Annotated in this window: 24 protein-coding genes; 13 read left to right on the plus strand and 11 right to left on the minus strand. The window is 61.8% G+C overall.

What is annotated here, in order from left to right; translation table 11 throughout:
* Positions 1-25: 25 nt before the first annotated feature.
* From AF337_RS33785 to AF337_RS33805, 5 genes are all read right to left on the minus strand, one after another.
* The gene (locus AF337_RS33785; RefSeq protein WP_049735468.1) at positions 26-862 is read right to left on the minus strand and encodes a carbohydrate ABC transporter permease; all 837 of its coding nucleotides are present in this window, start codon (positions 860-862) and stop codon (positions 26-28) included.
* Positions 859-1,782, minus strand: a complete 924-nt coding sequence (locus AF337_RS33790; protein WP_049735469.1) for a carbohydrate ABC transporter permease — start codon at positions 1,780-1,782, stop codon at positions 859-861. Before AF337_RS33790 ends, AF337_RS33785 begins: the two co-directional genes overlap by 4 nt.
* Positions 1,775-2,980 (minus strand): ABC transporter ATP-binding protein, encoded by a 1,206-nt coding sequence (locus tag AF337_RS33795; RefSeq protein WP_049735470.1) that lies wholly within the window; start codon positions 2,978-2,980, stop codon positions 1,775-1,777. The genes AF337_RS33790 and AF337_RS33795 overlap by 8 nt, the downstream gene beginning before the upstream one ends.
* On the minus strand, positions 2,977-3,807 hold the full coding sequence (locus AF337_RS33800) for a metallophosphoesterase family protein (protein ID WP_049735471.1): 831 nt from the start codon (positions 3,805-3,807) through the stop codon (positions 2,977-2,979). Before AF337_RS33800 ends, AF337_RS33795 begins: the two co-directional genes overlap by 4 nt.
* A gap of 199 nt (positions 3,808-4,006) precedes the next feature.
* Complete coding sequence (locus AF337_RS33805) at positions 4,007-4,402, minus strand: hypothetical protein (protein WP_049735472.1); 396 nt, start codon at positions 4,400-4,402, stop codon at positions 4,007-4,009.
* Between the two features lie 208 nt (positions 4,403-4,610).
* On the opposite strand from AF337_RS33805, the gene AF337_RS33810 reads away from it, so the two are divergent.
* Positions 4,611-4,796 (plus strand): hypothetical protein, encoded by a 186-nt coding sequence (locus tag AF337_RS33810; RefSeq protein WP_049735473.1) that lies wholly within the window; start codon positions 4,611-4,613, stop codon positions 4,794-4,796.
* A 16-nt stretch (positions 4,797-4,812) separates the two neighbouring features.
* Here AF337_RS33810 and AF337_RS45880 read toward each other — a convergent pair whose 3' ends face one another.
* Positions 4,813-5,124 carry a hypothetical protein gene (locus AF337_RS45880; RefSeq protein WP_244471364.1) on the minus strand — a complete coding sequence of 104 codons (312 nt, stop codon included), beginning with the start codon at positions 5,122-5,124 and terminating at the stop codon, positions 4,813-4,815.
* Positions 5,125-5,365: 241 nt separating this feature from the next.
* Between AF337_RS45880 and AF337_RS46600 the strand changes: the two genes are divergently transcribed.
* The 3 genes from AF337_RS46600 (at position 5,366) to AF337_RS33825 (ending at position 7,912) form a co-directional block, all read left to right on the plus strand.
* Complete coding sequence (locus tag AF337_RS46600; RefSeq protein WP_425287912.1) at positions 5,366-6,052, plus strand: hypothetical protein; 687 nt, start codon at positions 5,366-5,368, stop codon at positions 6,050-6,052.
* On the plus strand, positions 6,037-7,491 hold the full coding sequence (locus AF337_RS33820; RefSeq protein ID WP_425287913.1) for a calcium-binding protein: 1,455 nt from the start codon (positions 6,037-6,039) through the stop codon (positions 7,489-7,491). The genes AF337_RS46600 and AF337_RS33820 overlap by 16 nt, the downstream gene beginning before the upstream one ends.
* Before the next feature lie 127 nt (positions 7,492-7,618).
* On the plus strand, positions 7,619-7,912 hold the full coding sequence (locus tag AF337_RS33825; RefSeq protein WP_049735475.1) for a hypothetical protein: 294 nt from the start codon (positions 7,619-7,621) through the stop codon (positions 7,910-7,912).
* Here the strand turns inward: AF337_RS33825 and AF337_RS33830 are convergent.
* Both AF337_RS33830 and AF337_RS33835 read right to left on the minus strand, forming a co-directional pair.
* Positions 7,909-9,993: an ATP-binding protein gene (locus AF337_RS33830; RefSeq protein WP_049735476.1), complete on the minus strand. Its 2,085-nt coding sequence runs from the start codon at positions 9,991-9,993 to the stop codon at positions 7,909-7,911. The genes AF337_RS33825 and AF337_RS33830 overlap by 4 nt on opposite strands.
* Positions 9,990-10,730 (minus strand): response regulator transcription factor, encoded by a 741-nt coding sequence (locus AF337_RS33835; RefSeq protein WP_049735477.1) that lies wholly within the window; start codon positions 10,728-10,730, stop codon positions 9,990-9,992. The genes AF337_RS33830 and AF337_RS33835 overlap by 4 nt, the downstream gene beginning before the upstream one ends.
* Positions 10,731-10,965: 235 nt before the next feature.
* Here AF337_RS33835 and AF337_RS33840 point away from each other — a divergent pair, with 235 nt between their 5' ends.
* The 9 genes from AF337_RS33840 to AF337_RS33880 all read left to right on the plus strand — a co-directional run bounded on the left by AF337_RS33840 (position 10,966) and on the right by AF337_RS33880 (position 20,378).
* The gene (locus AF337_RS33840; RefSeq protein ID WP_049735478.1) at positions 10,966-11,958 is read left to right on the plus strand and encodes an ABC transporter substrate-binding protein; all 993 of its coding nucleotides are present in this window, start codon (positions 10,966-10,968) and stop codon (positions 11,956-11,958) included.
* A gap of 117 nt (positions 11,959-12,075) precedes the next feature.
* Entirely contained in the window at positions 12,076-13,101 is a 1,026-nt protein-coding gene (locus tag AF337_RS33845; RefSeq protein WP_049735479.1) for an ABC transporter substrate-binding protein, read from the plus strand.
* Between the two features lie 89 nt (positions 13,102-13,190).
* Positions 13,191-15,422, plus strand: a complete 2,232-nt coding sequence (locus AF337_RS33850) for an ABC transporter permease (RefSeq protein WP_049735480.1) — start codon at positions 13,191-13,193, stop codon at positions 15,420-15,422.
* Positions 15,419-16,480 (plus strand): ABC transporter ATP-binding protein, encoded by a 1,062-nt coding sequence (locus AF337_RS33855; protein ID WP_049735481.1) that lies wholly within the window; start codon positions 15,419-15,421, stop codon positions 16,478-16,480. Before AF337_RS33850 ends, AF337_RS33855 begins: the two co-directional genes overlap by 4 nt.
* Positions 16,481-16,538: 58 nt before the next feature.
* Positions 16,539-17,360: an inositol monophosphatase family protein gene (locus AF337_RS33860; RefSeq protein WP_049735482.1), complete on the plus strand. Its 822-nt coding sequence runs from the start codon at positions 16,539-16,541 to the stop codon at positions 17,358-17,360.
* 130 nt (positions 17,361-17,490) lie between these two features.
* Positions 17,491-18,045, plus strand: coding sequence for an NUDIX hydrolase (locus AF337_RS33865; protein ID WP_049735483.1), 555 nt, complete (start codon positions 17,491-17,493; stop codon positions 18,043-18,045).
* A gap of 38 nt (positions 18,046-18,083) precedes the next feature.
* Positions 18,084-18,590, plus strand: coding sequence for a winged helix-turn-helix transcriptional regulator (locus AF337_RS33870; RefSeq protein WP_049735484.1), 507 nt, complete (start codon positions 18,084-18,086; stop codon positions 18,588-18,590).
* Positions 18,591-18,603: 13 nt separating this feature from the next.
* Positions 18,604-19,869, plus strand: a complete 1,266-nt coding sequence (gene fabF / locus AF337_RS33875) for a beta-ketoacyl-ACP synthase II (protein ID WP_049735485.1) — start codon at positions 18,604-18,606, stop codon at positions 19,867-19,869.
* Positions 19,870-19,949: 80 nt separating this feature from the next.
* Entirely contained in the window at positions 19,950-20,378 is a 429-nt protein-coding gene (locus AF337_RS33880; protein WP_049735486.1) for a DUF4864 domain-containing protein, read from the plus strand.
* Here AF337_RS33880 and tgt read toward each other — a convergent pair whose 3' ends face one another.
* The 3 genes from tgt to AF337_RS33895 all read right to left on the minus strand — a co-directional run bounded on the left by tgt (position 20,379) and on the right by AF337_RS33895 (position 23,231).
* Complete coding sequence (gene tgt / locus AF337_RS33885; RefSeq protein WP_049735487.1) at positions 20,379-21,509, minus strand: tRNA guanosine(34) transglycosylase Tgt; 1,131 nt, start codon at positions 21,507-21,509, stop codon at positions 20,379-20,381.
* Positions 21,506-22,645: a tRNA preQ1(34) S-adenosylmethionine ribosyltransferase-isomerase QueA gene (gene queA / locus AF337_RS33890; RefSeq protein ID WP_049735488.1), complete on the minus strand. Its 1,140-nt coding sequence runs from the start codon at positions 22,643-22,645 to the stop codon at positions 21,506-21,508. The genes tgt and queA overlap by 4 nt, the downstream gene beginning before the upstream one ends.
* A 76-nt stretch (positions 22,646-22,721) precedes the next feature.
* Positions 22,722-23,231: a peptidylprolyl isomerase gene (locus AF337_RS33895; RefSeq protein WP_003573154.1), complete on the minus strand. Its 510-nt coding sequence runs from the start codon at positions 23,229-23,231 to the stop codon at positions 22,722-22,724.
* Between the last annotated feature and the right edge of the window lie 3 nt (positions 23,232-23,234).

The following is a 23,234-nucleotide window of genomic DNA, read 5'->3' on the forward strand; positions in this document are numbered from 1 at the left end:
CGCTCGTTCTCCTGGTTGAAGCCGGTCAGCCTTTGAGACCGGTCATGGTGATGCCCTCGACGAAACGCTTCTGCGCAAGCAGGAAGGCGGCGACGAGAGGAAGGGTAATGATCAGGGTCGCCGCCATCAGCGCGCCGTAATCGTCGCCGGCCTCGGCGGCGCGGAAATACATCAGCCCGAGCGGCGGCGTGGCATAGTCCTGCTTGCTGATGACGATCAGCGGCCAGTAAAGATCGTTCCAATGGGCGACGACCGAGAAGATGGCGAAGGCGGTGACCGCAGGCCAGGCATTCGGCACGATGACGCGGGCGACGATGCCGAATTCCGACATGCCGTCGAGACGGGCGGCATGAATGAGATCATCGGGCACGGCGCGGAAGAACTGCAGGAACATGAAGATCGCGAAGACCGAAATGGTGAAAGGCGCGACGAGAGCGGCATAACTGTTGAGCAGAGCGGCGCGGTCGAAGGCGACATAAAGCGGCAGCGCGGTCGCGTGGATCGGCACGAGAAGGCCGAGCATGACCAGCACCATCATGGCCCGCGCCGCGCCGAAGCGCAGCTTGGCCATGGCGTAGGCGCAAGGGACCGCCACCAGCACCTGGAAGAAGAAAATCAGCCCGCAGACGACGACGCCGTTCCACAGGAGCCGCGCCATCGGCACCCGGCTCAAGGCCTTGGCGAAATTCTCGATATAGGCGAGATGCGCCGGAATCAGCGACAGCGACGAGGTGAAGATGTCGCTCTGCGTCTTGCCGGCTGCCGAGATCATGAAGATGTAAGGTGCGAGGAAAATGATCGCACCGAGGGAAAGCAGGCTCAGGCGGATGACCCTGCCGAGGGAAAAAGCGCTCGTCATCATGTGTAATGCACCCGGCGGTCGAGGATGCGGTACTGCAGGAACATCAGCACCACGAGGATCAGCAGAAACACCACCGTCATCGCCGAGGCATAGCCGACGCGCAGATAGACGAAGCCTTCCTGGTAGATCGTGAAGAGCAGCACCTCAGACGCCTTGTTGGGGCCGCCCTCGGTCAGCGTCTTCACAGTCTCGAAGACCTTGACCGCATTGGTGATGCTGATGGTGATGACGAAGAGCGTCGTTGGCCCGAGCATCGGCCAGGTCACCAGGAGGAAGCGATCGAAGGAAGATCTGGCGCCGTCCACTTCGGCTGCCGCGTAAAGCTCACGCGGGATCGCCGTCAGCCCGGCGAGGAACAGCACCATATTGAAGCCGGCCGATTGCCAGACGCCAATGATCGACAGGCTGTACAGCACCGTGCCGGAGCTGCCCAGCCAGTTCGGGCCGGGCAATCCCGCAAGCGCCAGCAAGGCATTGATCGGACCGATCGTCGGGTGGAACATATATTGCCAGACGGTCGCCATGGCGACGATCAGCGAGGCGACCGGCAGGAAATAGGCGGTGCGGAAGAAACTGCGGGCCGCGGTCTCGCTCTCGATCAGCATGGCGATGCCGAGGCCGAGCAGGATCGAGACCGGTGCCACGATCGCCGTATAGACCGTCGTGTTCCACAGCGATTTGCGAAAGGTGCGGTCGGTGATCAGGTGCGCATAGTTCTCCAAGCCGACGAAACGGAACTTGCCGTAGCCGAGTTCGAAATCGGTAAAGCCAAGCACAACGACAGCGGCGACCGGCAAGAGCACGAAGAGAAACAGCAGTGTTATCGCCGGCAGCACCAGCATCCAGGCGATGCGGGCCTCGCTGCGCCGATGCGCAGCGGCGGAATCATGCGGCACGGCCATGGAGACGACGCTAGCCATGCGCCCTCTCCCGTGCGGCATCGCTAGTAGCGGGGCCGGCATCAGCGGAGCTGAGCCCGGCATCAGCCGCTGCCACGCTGCCGGCCAGCCGGCTGCCGTCCTCGGTAAAGATCAGCGTGTGGCCGGGCGACAATCGAAGCCCCACGGCATCACCTGATGTAAGGCCGGAGGCGTCGGACGGTTGTACCTTGGCGACAATAGTCTCGCCGACCGCATCGAGACGGCAATGCAGAATGACCTCGGATCCCAGAAACTCGACGCGTTGGATATGGGCGGCAAGGCCGTCTTGCCGGTTCCTGGACAGAAAGACGAATTCGGGACGGATGGCGAGCGTGACCGGCATCTTCCTGTCGGGTGCATTTTCAAGTGTCAGGCGCAAGCCGCCGAAAGCAATGACGCCGCCTTCGGCCGCCGCCGGCAACAGATTGATGCGTGGCTGGCCGATGAAGCGGGCGACCTCTATATGGGCCGGATCGTCGTAGATGACCTCGGGGCTGGCGATCTGCAGCAACCGGCCGCCCATCATCACGGCGACGCGGTCGGCCATCGACAGCGCTTCCGCCTGGTCATGGGTGACATAAAGCGTCGGCACGCCGGCGCGCCGATGCAGGTCGACGATCTCGCCGCGGGCATGGACGCGCAGATTGGCGTCGAGGTTGGAGAGCGGCTCGTCCATCAGGAAGACGCTCGGCTGGCGCACCATGGCGCGGGCGAGCGCCACGCGCTGACGCTGGCCGCCCGACATCTGGCCGGGTTTGCGGTCGAGCAGATGGTCGATCTTCAGCGATTTCGCCATTTCCCTGACGTCGCGGGCAATCGCCGCACGCGTGGCGCGCTGGCCCGGTATCAGCGATCCGATAAAAGGCAGCCGTTCCAGTCTCGACAGCCGGCGCATCGCCAGCGGCACGGCGATATTCTCGGAGGCCGTCAGATGCGGATAGAGCGCGTAGGACTGAAAGACCATGGCGATATTGCGGTCAGCCGCCGCCACGCCGGACATATCCCGGCCGCCGATCAGGATCTCGCCGCTATCGGCATGGTCGAGGCCGGCAAGGACGCGCAGCAGCGTGCTCTTGCCGCAGCCGGAAGGGCCGACCAGAGCGATGAATTCGCCGGCCTCGACATCGAGGCTGACGCCATTGAGGATCTGGTTGCCGCCGAAAGCCTTGGTAATGCCGCGAAGCGAGAGCGCGCTCATTCGACGGCCTCGCGCGGCTTGACCGCCTGCGGATAGACCTCGAGCACGACATCGTCGAGCACATGTGCGGTCATGCCGGGAACGGCGACGATCTCGCTTTCGACCGCTGTATCGAACTCGTGGACGACGGCGCCGATCAGGCGCTCGCCCGGCATCTGCCGCTCCATCTTGTCGATGATGAAAGCAGCTGACGGCCCCCAGGTCAGCTGGGTATTGTCGAAGCGGCCCTGCCAGGCCCAGTGAAGGTGGCCGCTCGCAAACAGCGCCACGTCATGGGCTGAGATCAGATCATAGAGGCGCCGGCGCTGAGCCGGGCGAACGCTCCAATAGCCGGTGTCGCCTTCTTCAGGCGCATCGACGAACAGCGGCTTGTGGGCGAAAAGCGCCACGCGCCGCCCTGCCCTGTCTTCGAGGGCCTTGGCGAGCCATTCGAACTGGGCCTCTTCCTCCTCATCTTCATGGCCGAGCAGCAGCGAATTCAAGCCGATGAAACGCCAGCCGGCAGCATCCTCCAGCCAGCGATCGTCACCGGCAAGACTGCGCCAGCGGGCCAGCCGCTCGGCATTGACGGGCTGGTCCGATCCCTTGAGGTGACCGACATCGTGATTGCCGGGAACGATCAGCATCGGGATCGACACCTGGCGCATCAGATCCATAGAGAAGGTGATGTCCTCATCCTTGTCGGCGCCGTCGACGGTGAGATCGCCGGTATGAACGATCAAGTCGGCGCCGGTCTCCTCGATCCAGGTCAGAAGCGGCGCCCAGTTGCCGTTGAAATGCGGCTTGTTGGGACTGAAATGGGTGTCGGTGATCTGAATGATTTTCATGGGTGCGCGTCTCCGAGACCTGGGAAGCGCGTCCTGCGCACTCCCTTCTCGGGCCCTCTCTAGAAGGCTCCCATGTCAATCAGACATCTGATGTTTTCAGCTGTTTCTCAGTTTTGACATCCAATTGTCATGCAACAAGAAAGCTGCCCGGGGGAACGGGCAGCCTTTGCCGGCATTTGAAATTCAGGACGCAGTGCGATCAGTGCCGTCGCGCGTTGGCGGGAATGGACGATATCGTGGCCGAGACGGGGTCGCTTGCCGGAAACGAGTCCTCAAGACCTTCGTTGAGTTCCTCCTCCAGCGTTTGGCTGTCATGGCTCGAACGCGCGCTCGGCTGGCCGATCAGGCCCTTGCTGCCTTCGTCGAAATTGCCGTTGCTCAAGGCATCGTAACGGTTGATGCTGCCATCCGCCTCCCCGCCCGGAAAGCTGGTCAACTGGACCATCATCACCTTGGCGTGGTCGACGGCCGTGGAGTGGTCAAGTTCGCCATGAGAGTTGTCGATCCTGACGGAGATCGATTCCCCTCCCTCGCCCAGGAACTCGACGGTGAAGACGTCACCGGCCTGTGTCACTCGCGTATCGATCAACTGCATGGAAACCTCCTGTGTTTATCGATATCAACGGCAATCACGCTCCGTGAGTTCCATGGCAAGGCCCTTCAGCGCTGACGAGCGTGCCCGAACGTTGGCAACCGCTGGGCCTTTCGTTGACGCTTATGGTTAATTTATTAATAATTCAGAATTTATAAAGGGAACGAAGCGGCCTTTCCGAGTGTTGATGGTGCGCCGCGGAGGAACCCCGATGATCCTGAAAATCCTTGCTCGCAAGATCGACGCCGATTGCCATGATACCGGTACCTATCCCGATGGGGTCTTTGCCGAAAACCGGATCGATCTTTCCAGCCGCGACGGCCGCCGCCGCTCGCCACATGAGCGCGACTACGGCGCCGACAGGAAACTGGACAAGCTGCCGCTCGGCTTTGCCTGACCGCTCCCGCCTCCCATCACAGCCTGCGGAAGACCAACACACCTGACGCAGGCAATACGGCGTTCAGCGCTCCTGCTGTGGCTCTGATCTTCTCGCCGCGATTGCCGATGTTCCAGCCCCCATATTTCGCCGGCGTCGGTATTGAAGACCTCCTACCAAAGGCCATCCCCCCTAGCCGTTCGCTGCGCAGCCAGTAGCCGTCGTCGAAGGGAGCATCGATGCCCAATCGGTCGAGGGGCGGCCCTGCTCGTCGCAACTGCCGCGAAGACGGGCCTTGAGCCATCGACGGCAGGCCGTTGCGAAACCGGAACTGAACATTGACGGTCATCGGATTCCCCAGATGCATCGGCCAGTCTCACTCAGGCATGATCTGGGCGGACCACCGGAAAAATGCAAGCAAAGATCGATGATCTCATCGCACGAATTGCTGCCCGATACCTGGCCACATTCGGAACAACATATCATGGTTAACGGGCAAGCACCTGCACGGCCCTCCTCTAAATCGAATCGGCGACAGCAAATGGGGATATATTCCCATAGTCGATTCCGTCGTAAACCGGGAGAAGACCATGGCTCAAGCCGTTAGAATAAACGATATTATTCGCTCCTTCGGAATTGATACGCACATCGATTACACCGACGGAAAATATTCCAATGTGGGGGGCGTTGTTAAGGCTTTAGACTATCTTGGCCTTGATACGGTTCGCGATCACGCCCCCAATTCCGCTTCCGACCCGAACGGTCAAACCCATCTTGGCGATGCCGCCGAAGCCGGCGTGCAATTCGTCTTCAGCGCCCAGCGCGAAGTCGACCCCGCCACGGTGGCGCAGCGGCTGCATGCCTTCGTTGAGGTTCATCCGGGGTCGATCGTCGGCATCGAAGGGCCGAACGAGGTGAACAACTGGCCGGTCAGCTATCACGGCCTCAGCGGCCAGGCGGCAGCGGTCGCCTATCAGAAGGACCTCTATGCCGCCGTCAATGCCGATCCCTTGCTGAAGAACATCCCGGTGCTCGGCTTCACCGGATATACGGTCGCTTCCGCCTCGGATTACACGACGATCCACACCTATGCGAAGGATGGCGACCAGCCATTCCAGTGGCTTTCCCGGGAAGCCGGCGTTCAGCGCGCCGCCGATCCGGGCAAGCCGCTTGTTATCACCGAGACCGGTTACCACACCTCGCTCACCGCCGACACCAATGGCGGCTGGGAAGGCGTCAGCGAAGCGACGCAGGCAAACTCGTGCTCAACACGCTGATGGACGGCGCGGCACTGGGATCGAAGCAGACCTTCATCTACGAACTGCTGGACGCCTATTCCGATCCGCAGGGCGCCAATCAGGAAAAGCATTTCGGCCTTTTTCATCTCGACTATTCCGCCAAGCCGGCTGCGACGGGGATCCACAATCTGACGGAAATACTGGCGGACGACAATGCTGCGAAGGCGAGCTTCAGCGCAGGGACCCTCAACTACTCGATCGACGGCATGCCATCCTCGGCCCGCAGCCTGCTTACCGAGAAATCCGACGGAAGCTACCAGATCATCATCTGGAACGAGCCCGATATCTGGAACCAGTCCACCGACACGGCCATCCAGGCGGCGACGACAGGCGTCAAGGTCAATCTCGGGGCCTCCTTCGGCTCTGTGAAGGTTTTCGATCCGTTGAGCGGGACGACCGCGATCAAGAGCCTCAGCAATGTGTCGTCCCTGACGGTGGAGATCGCCGACCATCCCGTTATCATCGACATCGGTGGCGGCACCGCCAGCACGCCGCCGCCGGCCACCGGCCATCTCTATGGCGGCACGGGCGACGACATATTCACCGTGAGCAGCTCTACTCAAATTGTCGACGAAAGCCGGGGCGGCGGAACCGATACCGTGATTTCGTCGATCAGCTTCAGCCTCAAGGATACGACGCATACGATCGGCAACGTCGAAAACCTGACGCTGACCGGCGCCGCCAATCTGAACGGCACCGGAAATGGCCTGGCGAACACGCTCGTCGGCAATTCCGGCAACAATATCCTCGACGGCAGCACAGGAGCCGACCATATGTCGGGGCGTGCCGGCAATGACACCTATGTGATCGACAATGCGGGCGATGTTGCCGATGAAACGGACGCGTCCGGCAAGGACACCGTCAAGGCTTCGACCTCCTTCAGCCTGGCCGATACGAAGCGCGCGGCCGGCACGATCGAGAATCTCACCTTGACCGGAACAGCCAATCTCAGCGCGACAGGCAACAACACGGCCAACATCCTCACCGGCAATGACGGCAGCAATACGATCAATGGCGGCAAAGGCGCCGACCAGCTGGTCGGCGGGCTCGGCAACGACAAGCTGTTCGGCAAAGCCGGCGCAGACATACTGACCGGCGGCGGCGGAGCCGATAGCTTCGTCTTCGATGTGAAACCCGACAATGTCAGCGTCGACAAGATCCGGGATTTCTCCTCCGCGGCAGGCGACAAGCTGCTGCTCGACCATTCGATTTTCGCTGCGCTCAGCCTATCCGCATTTTCGGATGAGAATTTCGTTCTCGGCACGAAAGCGCTCGAGGCCGATGACAAGCTGATCTACGATCAGGCGAGCGGCATTCTCTCCTTTGACGCGGATGGAAGTGCGGCGGGCACGGCAATCCCTATCGCGGATCTCGGCAATGCCGCGGCGCTGCACTTCAAAGATTTCGTGCTGATCTGACCCGGCCAGACCCGCCGCACTCAGGCGGCGGACTGCCGCACCACGTGCTTTTCCAGGCTCCTCTTGCCGGCATGACATTGCCGGCCACATTCCTCCGCTAACGCCACTCGCAGCACCGGAGAACCCCTTGCCCTGGATCGCCTATATCACCCATTTCATCGCCGCCGCATTTCTGACCAACGGCATCCCGCATTTCGTCAACGGCGTCAGCGGCCGGCGTTTTCGCACTCCATTCGCAAATCCCGGTTCGCCGACAGCGAATGTCGTCTGGGGCTGGGCGAATTTCCTGATTGCCTTTCTGCTGTTTGCCAATATCGGGCCGCTCTATATCGGCACGCCGGGTGATACGATCTTCGTCGCTGCCGGCATGCTCGTCACCGGCATCCTGCTCGCCCGGTTTTTCGGCGGCGATGCGAACTAGCGCAAATCTGTGGGGAAGCTGAGCTTAACGGTCGTTCCGTGCCCGGGAGAGGAATAGATGGATGCCTCCCCACCGCTCTGACGGACAAAGCCGTAAACCATGGCCAGACCAAGCCCTGCTCCACCGTGGACGCCTCGTGTGGTGAAATAGGGCTCGAAAGCTTTGTCTACCACCTCCGGGCTCATGCCTATGCCGCTGTCGGTCACCGAAATCAGCAATATTTCTCTGGTTGCCGTCGCGCCGATAACGATGACGCCTCCCGTCGGCATCGCCGCCGAAGCGTTGAGACAGAGGTTCAGAACGGACTGTTCCAAGAGGGCCGCGTCGAGCGATACGACCGGCAGGTGGGCATCCAGTTCCAGCTTGATATGGCATTTTGCACCGACAGCGATCTCCAGGATATCGGCCATCCCGCGAAGGAGACTGGCGACATCAACCGGGCTTGGATAGAACGGCTGCGGGCTGCCGATCGACAGCATGCTGCCGGCCAGCGACCGCCCTCGCTCGGCAGCCTTGCGAATCCGCGCAATGTTGCGTTTCTGCCGATCATTGAAGCCGGTTTCACGCTCGAGGAGGCCGAGGCTGCCGGTGATGATGCCGATCATGTTGCCCACCTCGTGGCTCACCTGATGCGTCATACGCATGATGCCGTCCAGTCGCTGAACTTTTGCCGCTTCCGCCTCCTGCCGATCCATCAGCGTTACGTCGCGTGCCAGAAGAACGATGCCGCCCTCCGGCTGTCGTGACATGGAGATCTCGATGACCCGCTGGTCACCGGTCCGATGGCGGACGACTGCACGTTCCAACAGGGTGCCGCGCTCCGGATCGGAGGGCAGCAAGGCGGGATCAATCTCCGGCACGGGCTCGACAAACCGGCGCAGCGGCAATTTGCGCGCGGAACCCGAATGGCCGAACAGTTCGATGATCCGCCTGTTCATGGTGATCGGTCGCCCCGTCTTGTCGAAAAGCGCAATCCCCTCGTTCATGTTGCGAAAGGTTGAACGGATGGTGCGAGCGGCGGCTTCTGCCGTGCGTCTCAATCGAGAGACACGATCCACGCTGTCCTTGAAGGCGCGAAAGGCCTCCAGCAGACGCACAAGCTCGGTTTCATTTCCACGGTAGGCTGGCGGACCCACTTCGTTTTCGCCCTTGGCGAGCGCATTCATGCCGTTCGACAGCGCCACGATGCCCCGTGACACGCGCATGACCGACCGGATGGAGAAAATTGCCATGACGAGCACGAGCAGGAAAGCCAAGCCTACGGTGACCAGCAGCCGGCTCAAAGCATCGGAGGTCGAAAGCAGATCGTCGTTCAGCTGGCGTGCAACAGCATCACTTTGCGTCTCCGTTGCATGAGAGAGGTCGCGGGAGACGGCATGCAGCTTTGCGACCGCCGCCCGGATCGCGAACATGTTCAAGAGGTATCGTGTCTGAGCTTCGAACACACGCTCATACGGCTGAAGCTCGGCGGCCACGGTTCTCCCCTGCGCGGCCGTTGTATATGCCACGTATCGCCTGCGAAGTTCGCCGAGCTGGAAAAGACTGTCGGACGTGGAAGCCGCTTGCACGATTCCATTCACTTGACGGCGCAGATCCTGATCGACGATGCCTCTCCCGGTCGCCACCTCCCCCAGCGCCGCGGCAGCTTCGGCCTTGTGGTTCTGGGCAGCGTCGGCATCCCTGGCAAGCACAAGCGTCTGTATCCTGATAAGATCGAGAAGCTCAACCATCCTCGTGCTCGCAAAGCCGCGGACAGCCTGGTCTGCTCCGTGAGGCTCGGCCGTCTTGAGCAGGCTGTCGACCTGCAGCACGACATCGCGGCTCTCGCTCGCCACCCGGTAAGGCGAGGTCGAGTTCATCAGGAAGGGGGCGCTCGACACCAGGTCGGATACTTGTCGGGAAACGAGCGAGGCCTTGGCGAGGCTCGTGAAGGCCTGCAGGCCGTAGGCTGCCATTTCGTCACGGGCGCGCTGCAGCCCGTAGATCGCGATCGCTGAAAGACTGAAGACCAGGAAGCAGATGAAGGCAATCGCGAACGGCAGGCGAAAGGCAATCGATGACAGAAAAGAGCGGCTGATCACGCGGACGGCTCGCCATCGCCGGTGTGCAGGACATAGCCCTTTCCGCGTCGTGTCTTGATATGGCGCGGGAGGTCGGGATTACGTTCGATTTTCCGCCGGAGCCGCAAGACCAGGACGTCGACGTTGCGGTCGATGTAGCGATCGCTTTCCGAGCCAAGCCGATCGAGGATCTGCGCCCGGCTCACCGGCTGGTTGGGGGTCTGCGCAAGGATTTCAAGCAGGGCGAATTCGGCCGTCGTCAGCGTTTTGCTGCGGTCCGCGAGGCAGACGGCTTGCCGGCCCATCAGGTCGATAGCCCAATCGCCAAGCTGCAGAGAGGGACGTTCGTGCTCCCGCTCGCTCTCCTTTTCCTGTTTCAGCGACGGCACGGTTCGCCGTAAGACAGCTTTGATGCGGGCCGTCAGTTCGATCGGTTCGAACGGCTTGACGACATAATCATCCGCAGCGGTTTCCAGGCCGAGGACGCGATCGGCGGCACTGCCGGCTGCCGTCACCATGACAATGCCGATATTGGCCTCCGACCTCAGTTTCTGGGCGAAAGCTCGGCCTGATGTACGCGGCAGGTTATGGTCGACAAGCACCAGATGCATCTGCTCTCGCGCCAGGATATCGGTTGCCTCCTCGGCGGATCCCGCGCAGGTCGGAATCCATCCCTCGGCCTCGACGAGATCGGAAATAAGTTCCGCCATATCCGGATCGTCCTCGACGATCAGAATTCGAACCTTCTGATTCAGCACCGCTTGATCCTCCCGCCGTCATCATAGGCACGCCGACGCCAATGTTCAAAGACTTGCTGATGATGAGGTTTGTCACATTTGTAATGAATGTAATATCGTTCGGCTCGGCGTTGAAAAATCGGTAACCATTCTTCGATTGCGGTGACGTGAAGATCTGACATGCTGGCTGTGGAGATTGGAACGGGAGGTTCCAAGGGAGGCTTGCGTGAGAATATTGACCGCTTTTGCTGCGGGCATGGCTTTCTGGCTGTGCGGCGCAAGCCAGGGCCTGACCGAGGCGCGATTGAACGTCCTGTGCGGCGTCGACGAAGCCTGGTGCATGGCCATGGAAAAAGCGTTCGAAGCCCGCGCGGATATCGATATCTCGATGGTTCGCAAGAGCACGGGTGACATACTCGATCAGATCCGTGCCGAGAAATCACATCCAACGGTGGATGTCTGGTGGGGTGGAACGGGTGATGCCCATCTACAGGCTGCCGCAGAGGATCTGCTCGATCGATACCAGCCCGACCATGAACACGATATGCTGCCTTGGGCGCAGAACTTCTTTGCCATGTCCGGCTCACGTTCGGCCGCCATATATGCGGGGGCTTTGGGTTTCGCCTACAATTCCGATCTGCTCGCAGCGCTGAAGCTTCCGGCCCCGACCTGCTGGCAGGACCTGACGAAAGAGGCCTATCGCGGCCATATCCAGTCCGGCAATCCGAATTCCTCCGGAACGGCTTTCACAATGCTGGCGACGCTCGTGCAGCTTCTCGGCGAAGAGGAAGCGTTCCGGTATATGGCCGCCCTTAACCGCAACATTGTCGAGTATACCCGGTCCGGCGCGGCGCCGGTAAAGGCTGCCGCCCGGGGTGAAATCCTGATCGGCATCTCGTTCATGCATGACGCGGTGACGCTGAAGGAAGCGGGCGCGCCGCTGGTCATCGTCGCGCCCTGCGAAGGAACGGGTTACGAAATCGGTGCGGTCAGCATCGTCAAGGGTAGCCGCAATGCCAGGGCCGCCCAGGCATTCGTCGATTTCGCCCTCAGTCCCGAAGGTCAGGCGACGGGCGCCGCAGCCGGCCAGAACCAGGTTCCGTCGAACGCCAAAGCGGCGCTGCCGCCGGCCGCGCCCGACATCACCATGATCAAGATGGTGGATTATGACTTTGCAACATTCGGTTTACCCGACGAGCGAAGTCGGCTGTTGACCCGTTTCGACACCGAGATCTCCCCGACCCAATAGGCCGGGATCCGACTTCCATCCGACACTTGACAACACGGTGCGATCGACGCGCCGCGACGGGCAGCGCTTGTGTCGCTGCCCCACCCCCTCTCAGACGCAAGCAACAGGAGGATACCCATGCGACTGACAGTTCTTTCCACCCTTCTCTTTGCCGGAACGGCGCTGGCTGCCGGTTCGGTCCAGGCCGCCGGCGAGCTCAACCTCATCTGCTCGGCCGATGTTGTCATCTGCGAGCAGATGCAGGGCGACTTCCAAAAGGCTCACGACATCAAGGTCAATATGGTGCGCCTGTCGTCGGGCGAGACCTATGCCAAGATACGCGCCGAGGCTCGCAACCCGAAGACCGACATCTGGTGGGCCGGCACCGGTGATCCGCATGTCCAGGCAGCATCGGAAAACCTGACGCTGGAATACAAGTCGCCAATGCTCGACCAGTTGCAGGATTGGGCCAAAAAGCAGGCGGAGAGCACCGGCTTCAAGACGGTCGGCGTCTACGCCGGTGCGCTCGGCTGGGGTTACAACACCGAGATCTTCAAGACCAAGGGTTACAAGGAGCCCCGCTGCTGGGCCGATCTCCTGGCGCCGGAATTGAAGGGCGAAATCCAGATCGCCAATCCGAACTCGTCGGGCACGGCCTATACGGCACTCGCTTCGCTGGTGCAGATCATGGGCGAAGACCAGGCCATCGACTATCTGAAAAAGCTGAACGCCAACATCTCGCAATACACCAAGTCCGGATCGGCTCCGGTCAAGGCGGCGGCGCGGGGCGAAACGGCCCTCGGTATCGTCTTCATGCACGACGCCGTCGCCCAGACTGCCGAAGGTTTTCCGGTCAAGTCGGTCGCGCCATGCGAGGGCACCGGCTATGAAATCGGCTCCATGTCGATCATCAAAGGCGCCCGCAATCTCGACAACGCCAAGATCTGGTACGACTGGGCGCTGCGGCCCGAAGTTCAGTCGCGCATGAAGGATGCCAAGTCCTTCCAGCTGCCGTCGAACAAATCGGCGGAGGTGCCGAAGGAAGCTCCGAAGTTCGAGGACATCAAGCTGATCGACTACGACTTCAAGACCTATGGCGATCCGGCAAAGCGCAAGGCCTTGCTGGAGCGCTGGGACCGGGAAGTTGGCGCCATTGCCAACTGAAGATCGATGAATGGCACGGCATCCCGGACGGATCCGGGGTGCCGATCCATTCTCCCCTTTCATCAACGTGAAATAAGCGAGGTATGCCAATGAGACGTGGCAATCGCCGATTGGACATCGTCCTTGGCCTGGGGGCGGCGGCCCTCATCCTGCTCCCGTGGTATCGCATCGAGGGCGGCTTCTTCGGATTCAAGTGGCTGTCTGCCTTTCCGTTCTCCGCCGATACGGCGCCAGGACTGCTGCAAATCCTGCAGTATGGAAGAACTTGGCTTGCCGGCGTGGTCCTGCTCTTTCTGCTCGGCTGTTCGGCGCGTCTGGTGCGCGATCCGATGCGGCGAGGAACCCTGCTCGCCTTTATCGGCGCCGTCGGTCTCGTCTTCATGTCTCTGCAGGGATTGGCGATCGGCTTTTCCGGTTGGACCTGGGCAATCAGTGAAAAACTGTTCGGCATGTTGTCCGAGGGACAGCCTTCGATGGGTGCCGGCGCGGTACTCATGGCGCTCGTTTTCGTTCTCCTCTTTGCGTTCGGACTGGCCGAACGCGGGGTGATGAAGGGAGATGCCTTCATCGTCGCCTCGATTTGCATTCTTGCGTTTCTGGTCACCGTCTTCGTTTTCTACCCGATCGGCAGCATGTTCATCGCTTCGGTGCAGGACTTCGACGGCTCCTTCAATCCGGACGGTCTGATACGCAACATTCAGGATCCCGGCATTTGGAGCCTGGGCTGCATAGCGGGCGAAGAACGTTGCGGCGTTGCCTGGCGCACACTTCTTCTCGCCCTGATGACTGCCTCCGCCTCGACCCTGCTCGGCCTCGGCTTTGCGCTGGTGGCGACGCGCACGCGCTTTCCGTTCAAAAAGGGACTGCGCCTGCTGACGGTGCTGCCGATCATCACACCGCCCTTCGTCATCGGCCTGGCGCTGACGCTTCTGTTCGGCCGCGCCGGGGTCATCACCGAGACCTTGTCCAGCCTTTTGGGTATCGAGCCGGGCCGCTGGCTCTATGGGCTCACCGGCATCTGGATCGCCCAGGTGCTCTCCTTTACGCCGATCGCCTTCCTCGTCCTCATCGGCGTCGTCGAAGGTGTCAGTCCCTCGATGGAGGAGGCATCACAGACCCTGCGGGCCGGTCGCTGGCGCACGTTCTGGCGCGTCTCCCTGCCGCTGATGAAGCCGGGGCTCGCCAACGCCTTCCTGATCGGCTTCATCGAGAGCATGGCCGATTTCGGCAATCCGCTGGTGCTCGGCGGCACGCATGGCGTGCTTTCGACTGAAATCTTCTTTGCGGTCGTCGGATCGCAGAACGATCCGTCGCGCGCGGCTGTTCTTGCCATCGTGCTCCTCTGCTTCACGCTCTCGGCATTCCTCGCTCAGCGCCTCTGGCTATCGGGCAAGAGCTTTGCCACGGTCACCGGCAAGGGCGACAGCGGCGCTCATATCGCGTTGCCGCGCGGCCTTTCCATTGCCGTGCATGCGGTGGTCGTTCCGTGGATGATTTTCACCGTCGTCGTTTATGGAATGATCCTGATCGGCGGCTTCGTGAAAACCTGGGGCCTCGACAACTCGCTGACGCTCGACCATTACGTTCGCGCCTTCTCGATCGGCTTCGACAATGGCGGGATCGCCTGGACCGGCGTGGCGTGGAACTCCTTCTGGACGACGATGGAAATCGCGCTCGTCTCCGCGCCCCTGACCGCTGCGGTGGGCCTGCTCACCGCCTACATCATCGTACGGCAGAAATTCGTCGGGCGGAACGTCTTCGAATTCGCCCTGATGATGAGCTTCGCCATTCCCGGCACGGTCATCGGCGTCAGCTATATCATGGCCTTCAACCTGCCTCCGGTAGAGATGACCGGCTCGGCGCTGATCCTCATCCTCTGTTTCGTCTTCCGCAATATGCCGGTCGGCGTTCGCGGTGGGATCGCGGCGATGAGCCAGCTCGACAAGAGCCTGGACGAGGCGTCGCTGACTTTGCGTGCGGACAGTTTCCGCACGATCCGCAAGGTGATCCTGCCATTGCTGCGGCCCGCCATCACCGCTGCGCTGGTCTACTCCTTCGTTCGCGCCATAACCTCGATCAGCGCCGTCATTTTCCTCGTCAGCGCGGAATACAACATGGCCACGTCCTACATCGTCGGTCTCGTCGAGAATGGCGAGTACGGCGTGGCAATCGCCTATTCATCCATGCTGATCGTGGTGATGAGCATCGTCATCGCCGGCTTCCAGCTCGTCGTCGGCGAGCGCCGCCTACGCCGCGAAAATCGCGTCGCCGGCGCCAGCTCAGCTCCCTCTGTTCCTCTCGGTCAGGAGAAAACCGCATGATCACCGTCAAACCCGGTTCCGTCACCTTCCAGAATGTCCGCAAGTCTTTCGGTGCATTTACGGCCATTCCCGACCTTTCCCTCACCATCGATCCAGGCACACTGGTAACCTTGCTCGGCCCATCCGGCTGCGGCAAGACCACCACGCTGCGCATGCTGGCCGGGCTCGAGCATCCGACATCCGGACGCATCCTGATCGGCGGTGCTGACGTTACCATGCTGCCTGCCAACGAGCGCGATGTCTCGATGGTGTTTCAGTCCTATGCCCTGTTTCCGCATATGACTTCGCTCGATAATGTCGCCTACGGACTGCAGTCGTCGGGCCTCGGCAAGAAGGAAGCGCGGGAAAAGGCCGAGGAAGGATTGAAGCTCGTCGGCCTTGCGGGCATGGGCCATCGCCTGCCGGCCGAGCTTTCCGGCGGCCAGCAGCAACGCGTCGCGGTTGCCCGCGCGCTGGTGCTCGAGCCGCAGGTGCTGCTGCTCGACGAACCGCTCTCCAACCTCGATGCACGCCTGCGCCGCCGGGTGCGCACGGAGATCCGCGAACTTCAGCAACGGCTCGGCTTCACCGCCGTTTATGTCACCCATGACCAGGATGAGGCTCTGGCGGTGTCCGACCGCATCATCGTCATGAAGGATGGCGAGATCGCCCAGTCCGGGACGCCGCGCGAGCTCTATGAAGCGCCGGCATCGTCCTTCATCGCCGATTTCATGGGCGAGGCCAATGTCATCCCTTGCGAGGTGATCGGCGTCGAAGGTACGGAGGCGCTTATCCGCGTGGCCGGTGTGGACCATCGTTTGCCGGGCCGTAACGCAAAGCTCGGCATGGCAAAACTCGCTGTGAGGCCCGGATCGATTACCATAGCGGCAGCCGGCCGGCAGGGCCTGGCGGGACGCGTCCTCCACAGTGCCTATCTCGGCGGACATGTCGAATATGAAGTCGAGACCGATGTCGGAACGCTCTTCATCATCGATCATGCCGTCGAAAGAAACCTGCCGCCTGCGAGCGATGTCACACTCGGGTTCGAGAACCGTGGCATCGCGCTGATCAATGCCTGAACATTGGGCCTGAACATTTGGGCCTGAAACATTTGGAATGCGAATAAAGGATAGCAATATGACGATGCATGAGACCGACCTGGAGCGACGCTTCACCCTGGCCAAATCCCTTGCTGCGGAGGCCGGTGCTTTGGCGCTCGACTATTTCAATAAGCGCGAGACGCTTGTGATCGAGACAAAGCGCGATCTTCAGGATGTCGTTTCGATCGCGGACCGGAACGTCGAGACCTTTCTGCGCGAGCGGGTTGCGGCAGCAATTCCCGAGGACGGTTTCCTCGGCGAGGAGTTCGGCCATCAAGCGGGAAGCTCCGGCTACACCTGGGTTGTCGATCCAATCGACGGCACCGCGCCCTTCGTCAATGGCATGCCCACCTGGTGCGTTTCGATCGCTCTCCTCCACAAAGGCGTCCCGGTCATCGGCGTGATCCAAGCGCCCTGTGCGAATGAGCTTTATGCCGCAGCCGTCGGCCTCGGAGCGAGTTTGAACGGTGAGATGCTTTTGCTCGATCCCTCCCGCACGATACAGAACGCCATGACGGGTATCGGCTGCAATACGTACGTCGCTCCGGACGTTGTCGGCTCCATCATAACAGCCTTGCTTGCCAGCGGCGGCACGTTCATTCGAAACGGCTCCGGAGCGCTCATGCTTGCCTATGTGGCTGCAGGGCGTCTTGTCGGCTACTATGAACCTCACATGCGGGCTTGGGACTGCATGGCGGGCTATTGCCTGGTCAAAGAAGCCGGCGGTGCGTACCTGCCCTTTCCGACCGAGGGGGAAGATTTGTTCAAGGGGCATCCCGTCCTTGCGAGCAATGTTTCCGCGTATGCTGAATTGTTGGCGATTCACAATCTGCGCGACGGCAATAGGATCGGATTGTAGAGCAGGCTACGTGGCGGCGAGCGCGCGGCTGACAACGGCGGATGGTTGCGCCTACAACTGATTGTCATAATCTGCCATGAACACGCTCATGCGGGTGAAGAATCAGCAAATTCAACAATCCTCAATTGCCATGAAGACTCCGAAAAAACGCAGCAAGCCTCGACCAGACAAGTCTCAGCCATTGCTGCGACAGCTCGCCGCCGTTCCTGCCAAGCTGTTTTCGGGGGCATTCCGCCAACAATACGGCGCGATTTGCTTCCGCCACGCCAATGACGGACCGGGGATCGAAATCCTGGTGATCACATCGCGCGAGAGTGCGCGCTGGGTCATTCCGAAAGGATGGCCGATGAAAGGGAAGAAGCCGTTTGAAGCGGCAGCGATCGAAGCCTGGGAGGAAGCAGGCGTGCGGGGGACGGTGAGGAAAAAACCGGTCGGCCGCTACACCTATCTGAAAGAACTCGACAATGGCGACGTCGCCCCCTGCATCGTCGATTTGTTTCAGGTTGAGGTCATAGAGATCAGCGGCGACTTCAAGGAGCAAGGCCAGCGTATTCTCGAGTGGGTCAGCCCTGATGAAGCGGCACGGCGCGTTCGTGAGGTCGAACTCAAGTCGCTGCTCGTCGAGTTTGAAGTTCGCGGGCGCACAAAGCGACCCTCGCTGAAGGCCGTCACCTCCGACAAGTAACTTGCATGATGATAGTCACCGCTGTAGTGACTATCATCATGCAGCGAACAAGCTTCAGCCAATTCAAATGCCCGGCGGCGCGCGCGCTCGACAGCGTCGGCGACTGGTGGAGCATCCTGATCCTGCGCGACGCCTTTCAGGGGCTGTCGCGCTTCGACGAATTTCAGAAGAGCCTCGGCGTGGCGCCGAACATCCTGACACGGCGGCTGAAACAGCTGACGGATCAGGGGCTGTTCGAACGGCGGCTCTACCAGCAGCGCCCTGCCCGCTACGAATATCGGCTGACGGACAAGGGCCGCGATTTCTTTCCGGTGCTGATGACGCTGTTTTCCTGGGGAAGCCGGCATATGCCGGCGGAAGATCTCGCCTTTCTGCTCGGCGACGCCGCTTCGGGCAGAGAGCGCCAAACGGTGCTGGTCGACGCACGGACCGGTGAACAAGTGACACCCGAAAACACCAGCCTGCTTCCAGGCCCCGCAGCCGATGACGAGGTGCGCGCGCGGATCGCCCGCATGCGCGCCTGGTATCTCGGCATCGACGCATAGAGAGGAAAATATCATGGACCGCATTGTTGTCACCGGCATGGGACTTGTCTCGCCACTCGGCACCGGCGTCGAGCCAGCCTGGAAACGCCTCCTCGGTGGCGCTTCAGGTCTGAGGGTGCTCTCGGAGGATGTTGTCGGCGAACTCTCGGCCAAGGTCGGCGGCATCGTTCCCGGCATTGCCTCGGATGTCGAGGCCGGCTTCGACCCCGACCGTTACATCCCGCCCAAGGACCAGAAGAAGATGGACCGCTTCATCCAGTTCGCCATGGCGGCGACGGAGGAAGCGGTGAAGCAGGCCGGCTGGATGCCCACAGACGAAGGCAAACGCGAACGCACGGCAACGATCATCGCCTCGGGCGTCGGCGGCTTCCCAGCGATCGCCGAGGCGGTCCGGATCGGTGAGGCGCGCGGCGTGCGGCGACTGTCGCCCTTCACAGTGCCCTCCTTCCTCGTCAATCTCGCCGCAGGTCAGGTCAGCATCCGCTACGGCTTCAAGGGGCCGCTCGGCGCGCCGGTGACGGCCTGTGCTGCCAGCGTCCAGGCGATCGGCGATGCGGCGCGGCTGATCCGTTCCGGCGAAGCGGATGTGGCGATCTGCGGCGGCGCCGAAGCCTGCATCGACAAGGTGAGCCTCGGCGGCTTTGCCGCTGCGCGTGCTCTTTCCACCGGCTTCAACGAGACGCCGGAGCTGGCCTCGCGGCCTTTCGACACGGCGCGCGACGGTTTCGTCATGGGCGAAGGCGCCGGCATTCTGGTCATCGAAACACTCGAACATGCGCTTGCCCGCGGGGCGACGCCGCTTGCCGAACTCGTCGGCTACGGCACGGCAGCGGACGCCTACCACATGACCTCAGGCCCCGAAGACGGCGACGGCGCGCGCCGGGCGATCGAGGCAGCGCTCCGGCAGGCCAAGATCCCGGCGTCCGAGGTCAAGCACCTGAACGCACATGCGACCTCGACACCGGTCGGTGACAAAGGCGAGATCGCGGCGATCGCCACGGTCTTCGGCCGGGATGGCGGCATTGCCGTCAGCGCGACGAAATCGGCGACCGGCCATCTGCTGGGGGCGGCCGGCGGGCTGGAGGCGATCTTCACCATCCTGGCGTTGCGCGACCAGATCGCGCCGCCGACCCGCAACCTTGACGAGGCCGATCCTGATGCCGTCGGCATCGATATCGTCGGCAAGGCGGCGCGGCCGCTGGCGATGGACTATGCCATCACCAACGGTTTCGGCTTCGGCGGCGTGAATGCCAGCGCCCTCTTCCGCCGCTGGTCGTAAAGGCCGCTTTTCTTGCGCTGGAAATGGCCTACACTTCCGCTCTATCGGGATCTTTTCCCCCGATAGAGCCGGAGATCCCCATGCGCGCCTTCTTCGCAGTTGTCATTCTGTGTGCCGCGTCCCTCCTCTCCCCTGTCTCGGCCCGGGCCGAAGATCCGATCGACGCCACACGGACGATGATCGAGGACCAGATCAAAGCCTTCCTCAATGAGGATGCGGAAACGGCCTATTCATTCGCCGCTCCCGGCATCAGGGCGATGTATCCCGACAAGAACCTGTTCTTCGCCATGGTGAAGAAGAGCTACGAGCCGGTCTATCACCCCGGCAACTACGCCTTCGGCCGCAGCCGCTCGATCGACAACGGCGCGCTGATCTATCACGAGGTGCTGATCTCCGGCCGCGACGGCAAGGACTGGACGGCGATCTACCAGATCACCCGCCAGCCGGACGGCAGCTACCGGATCAACGGCGTGCAGATCATGCCGGATGCGGACAGCAAGGGTATTTGATCAAACGGGTGCGAGGTCGCCTCTCGCCCATTCCTCCATCGTTTCCGCCATGAAATCGGCGAAGCGGCCTTCGGCGATCGCCTTGCGGATGCCCTGCATCAGTTCCTGGTAATAGGCGAGATTGTGCCAGGAAAGCAGCATGCCGCCGAGCGCCTCGTTGGCGCGGACGAGATGGTGCAGATAGGCGCGGGAATAATCGCGCGAGGCCGGGCAGTTCGACTGTTCGTCGAGCGGGCGCATATCCTCGGCATGGCGGGCATTGCGGATGTTGACCTTGCCGCGGCGGGTAAAGGCCAGGCCGTGGCGGCCGGAGCGGGTCGGCATGACGCAGTCGAACATGTCGATGCCGCGGGCGACCGATTTCAGCATATCGTCAGGCGTGCCGACGCCCATGAGGTAGCGCGGCTTTTCCAGCGGCAGCACCGGCAGCGTCGTTTCCAGCATCCGCAGCATGACGTCCTGCGGTTCGCCGACGGCAAGGCCGCCGACCGCATAACCCTTGAGGCCAAGCTGGCTCAGCGCCTCAGCCGAGCGGATACGCAGCGCCGGGATATCGCCGCCCTGGACGATGCCGAACATCGCTTTTCCCGGCTGCTCGCCGAAGGCGACCCGGCAGCGCTCGGCCCAGCGCAGCGACATTTCCATGGCGCGCTCGATCTCCTTCGGCTCGGCCGGCAGCGCCACGCATTCGTCGAGCTGCATCTGGATGTCGGAGCCGAGCAGCCCCTGGATCTCGATGGAGCGCTCCGGCGACATATGGTGCAGGCTGCCGTCGACATGCGACTTGAAGGTGACGCCCTGCTCGTCGAGCTTGCGCAGGCCGGAGAGCGACATGACCTGAAAACCGCCGGAATCCGTCAGGATCGGGTGCTCCCAGCGGATCAGCTTGTGCAGGCCGCCGAGGCGGGCGACGCGCTCGGCACTCGGGCGCAGCATCAGATGATAGGTATTGCCAAGGATGATGTCGGCGCCGGTCTCGCGCACCTGGTCGAGATACATCGCCTTGACGGTGCCGACGGTGCCCACCGGCATGAAGGCCGGCGTGCGGATGGTGCCGCGCGGCATGGAAATTTCGCCGAGGCGCGCGCCCGCATCAGTCTTCTTCAACGTGAATTGGAAGTTCTCTGTCATTTGTCTTTCCGGAAAAGAAGGCTCGCGTCTCCGTAGGAGTAGAAGCGGTAGCCTGTCGAAATGGCGTGTTCATAGGCCGCATGCATAGTCTCGAAGCCGGCAAAAGCCGAGACCAGCATGAACAGCGTCGAGCGCGGCAGGTGGAAATTGGTCATCAGCATGTCGACTGCCTTGAAGCGGTAGCCGGGCGTGATGAAGATACCAGTGGCGCCGGCCCAGGGCTTGATCTCCCCGCTTTCCCCGGCCGCACTTTCGATCAGCCGCAGCGAAGTCGTGCCGACGCAGACGATACGCCCGCCCCTTGCCTTGACGGCATTCAGCCGGGCGGCGATTTCACCACTGACATAGCCGCTTTCGAGGTGCATCTTGTGATCGTCGGTATCGTCGGCCTTCACGGGCAGGAAGGTGCCGGCACCGACATGCAGCGTGACGAAATGGCGTTCGATGCCGGCCTTATCCAGCGCCGCAAACAGATCAGGCGTGAAGTGCAGGCCGGCGGTGGGGGCGGCGACGGCGCCCTCCTCGCGTGCGTAGATCGTCTGGTAATCGGCGCGGTCGCGCTCGTCCTCGGGCCGCTTGGCGGCGATATAGGGCGGCAGCGGAATATGGCCGACGGCGGCGATTGCCTCGTCGAGCGCCGGGCCTGCGAGATCGAAGGCGAGCGTCACTTCCCCGGCATCGCCCTTTTCCTCGACGGTGGCATCGAGCGAGCCAAGGAAGCAGCTTTCGCCCGAATGACCGAAGGCGATGCGGTCGCCCTCCTTGATGCGCTTGCCGGGTTTGGCGAAGGCCTTCCAGCGGCTGGGGCCGATGCGCATATGCAGCGTTGCCGACACCTGCTGGCCGCCGGCCCCGTCGCGGTGGCGGATGCCTTCGAGCTGGGCGGGAATGACCTTGGTATCGTTGAAGACGAGCGCATCGCCGGCCCGCAGGAAGGAAGGCAGATCGCCGACGCGATGATCGGAGAGCACGCTTTCCGCATGCGGCACGCCTTCAGCATGAGGCCCGCTTTTCGCGTGGGGCCCGCTTTTCGCGTGGGGATTGACGACGAGCAGACGGGCGCTGTCGCGCGGCTCGGCGGGCCGCAACGCGATGCGTTCATCCGGCAGATCGAAATCGAAAAGGTCTACGCGCATAACGGCACTTTCGGGCAAAGCGAAACCCGCCCCCACGCGGTTGACGCGCAAGAGCGGGTTTCAGCAGAAATCACAATCAGACGTCGGCGGCAACCCGCATCGAGACGATCGAGTCCGGATCGGAAACCGGCTCGCCGCGCTTGATCTTGTCGACGTTGTCCATGCCTTCGATGACCTGGCCCCAGACGGAATACTGCTTGTTCAGCCAGGGCGCGTCGGTGAAGCAGATGAAGAACTGCGAATTGGCCGAGTTCGGGTTCTGCGAACGGGCCATCGAGCAGGTGCCGCGCGTATGGGTGGTCGCGGAGAATTCAGCCTTCAGATCCGGCTTGGAGGAGCCGCCCATGCCGGCGCGGCCGGGATTGAAAGTTTCCGAGCCCTTCTTGCCGAATTCGACATCGCCCGTCTGGGCCATGAAATCCTGAATGACGCGGTGGAAAACGACGCCGTCATAGGCCTTCTCGCGGGCCAGTTCCTTGATGCGAGCGACATGCTCCGGGGCGACCTGCGGCAGAAGCTGAATGACAACCTTGCCCTTGGTGGTTTCCAGAATGATGGTGTTTTCGGGATCCTTGATCTCGGCCATTGC

This window comes from Rhizobium ecuadorense (genome assembly GCF_001187535.1).
Lineage (GTDB): Bacteria > Pseudomonadota > Alphaproteobacteria > Rhizobiales > Rhizobiaceae > Rhizobium > Rhizobium ecuadorense.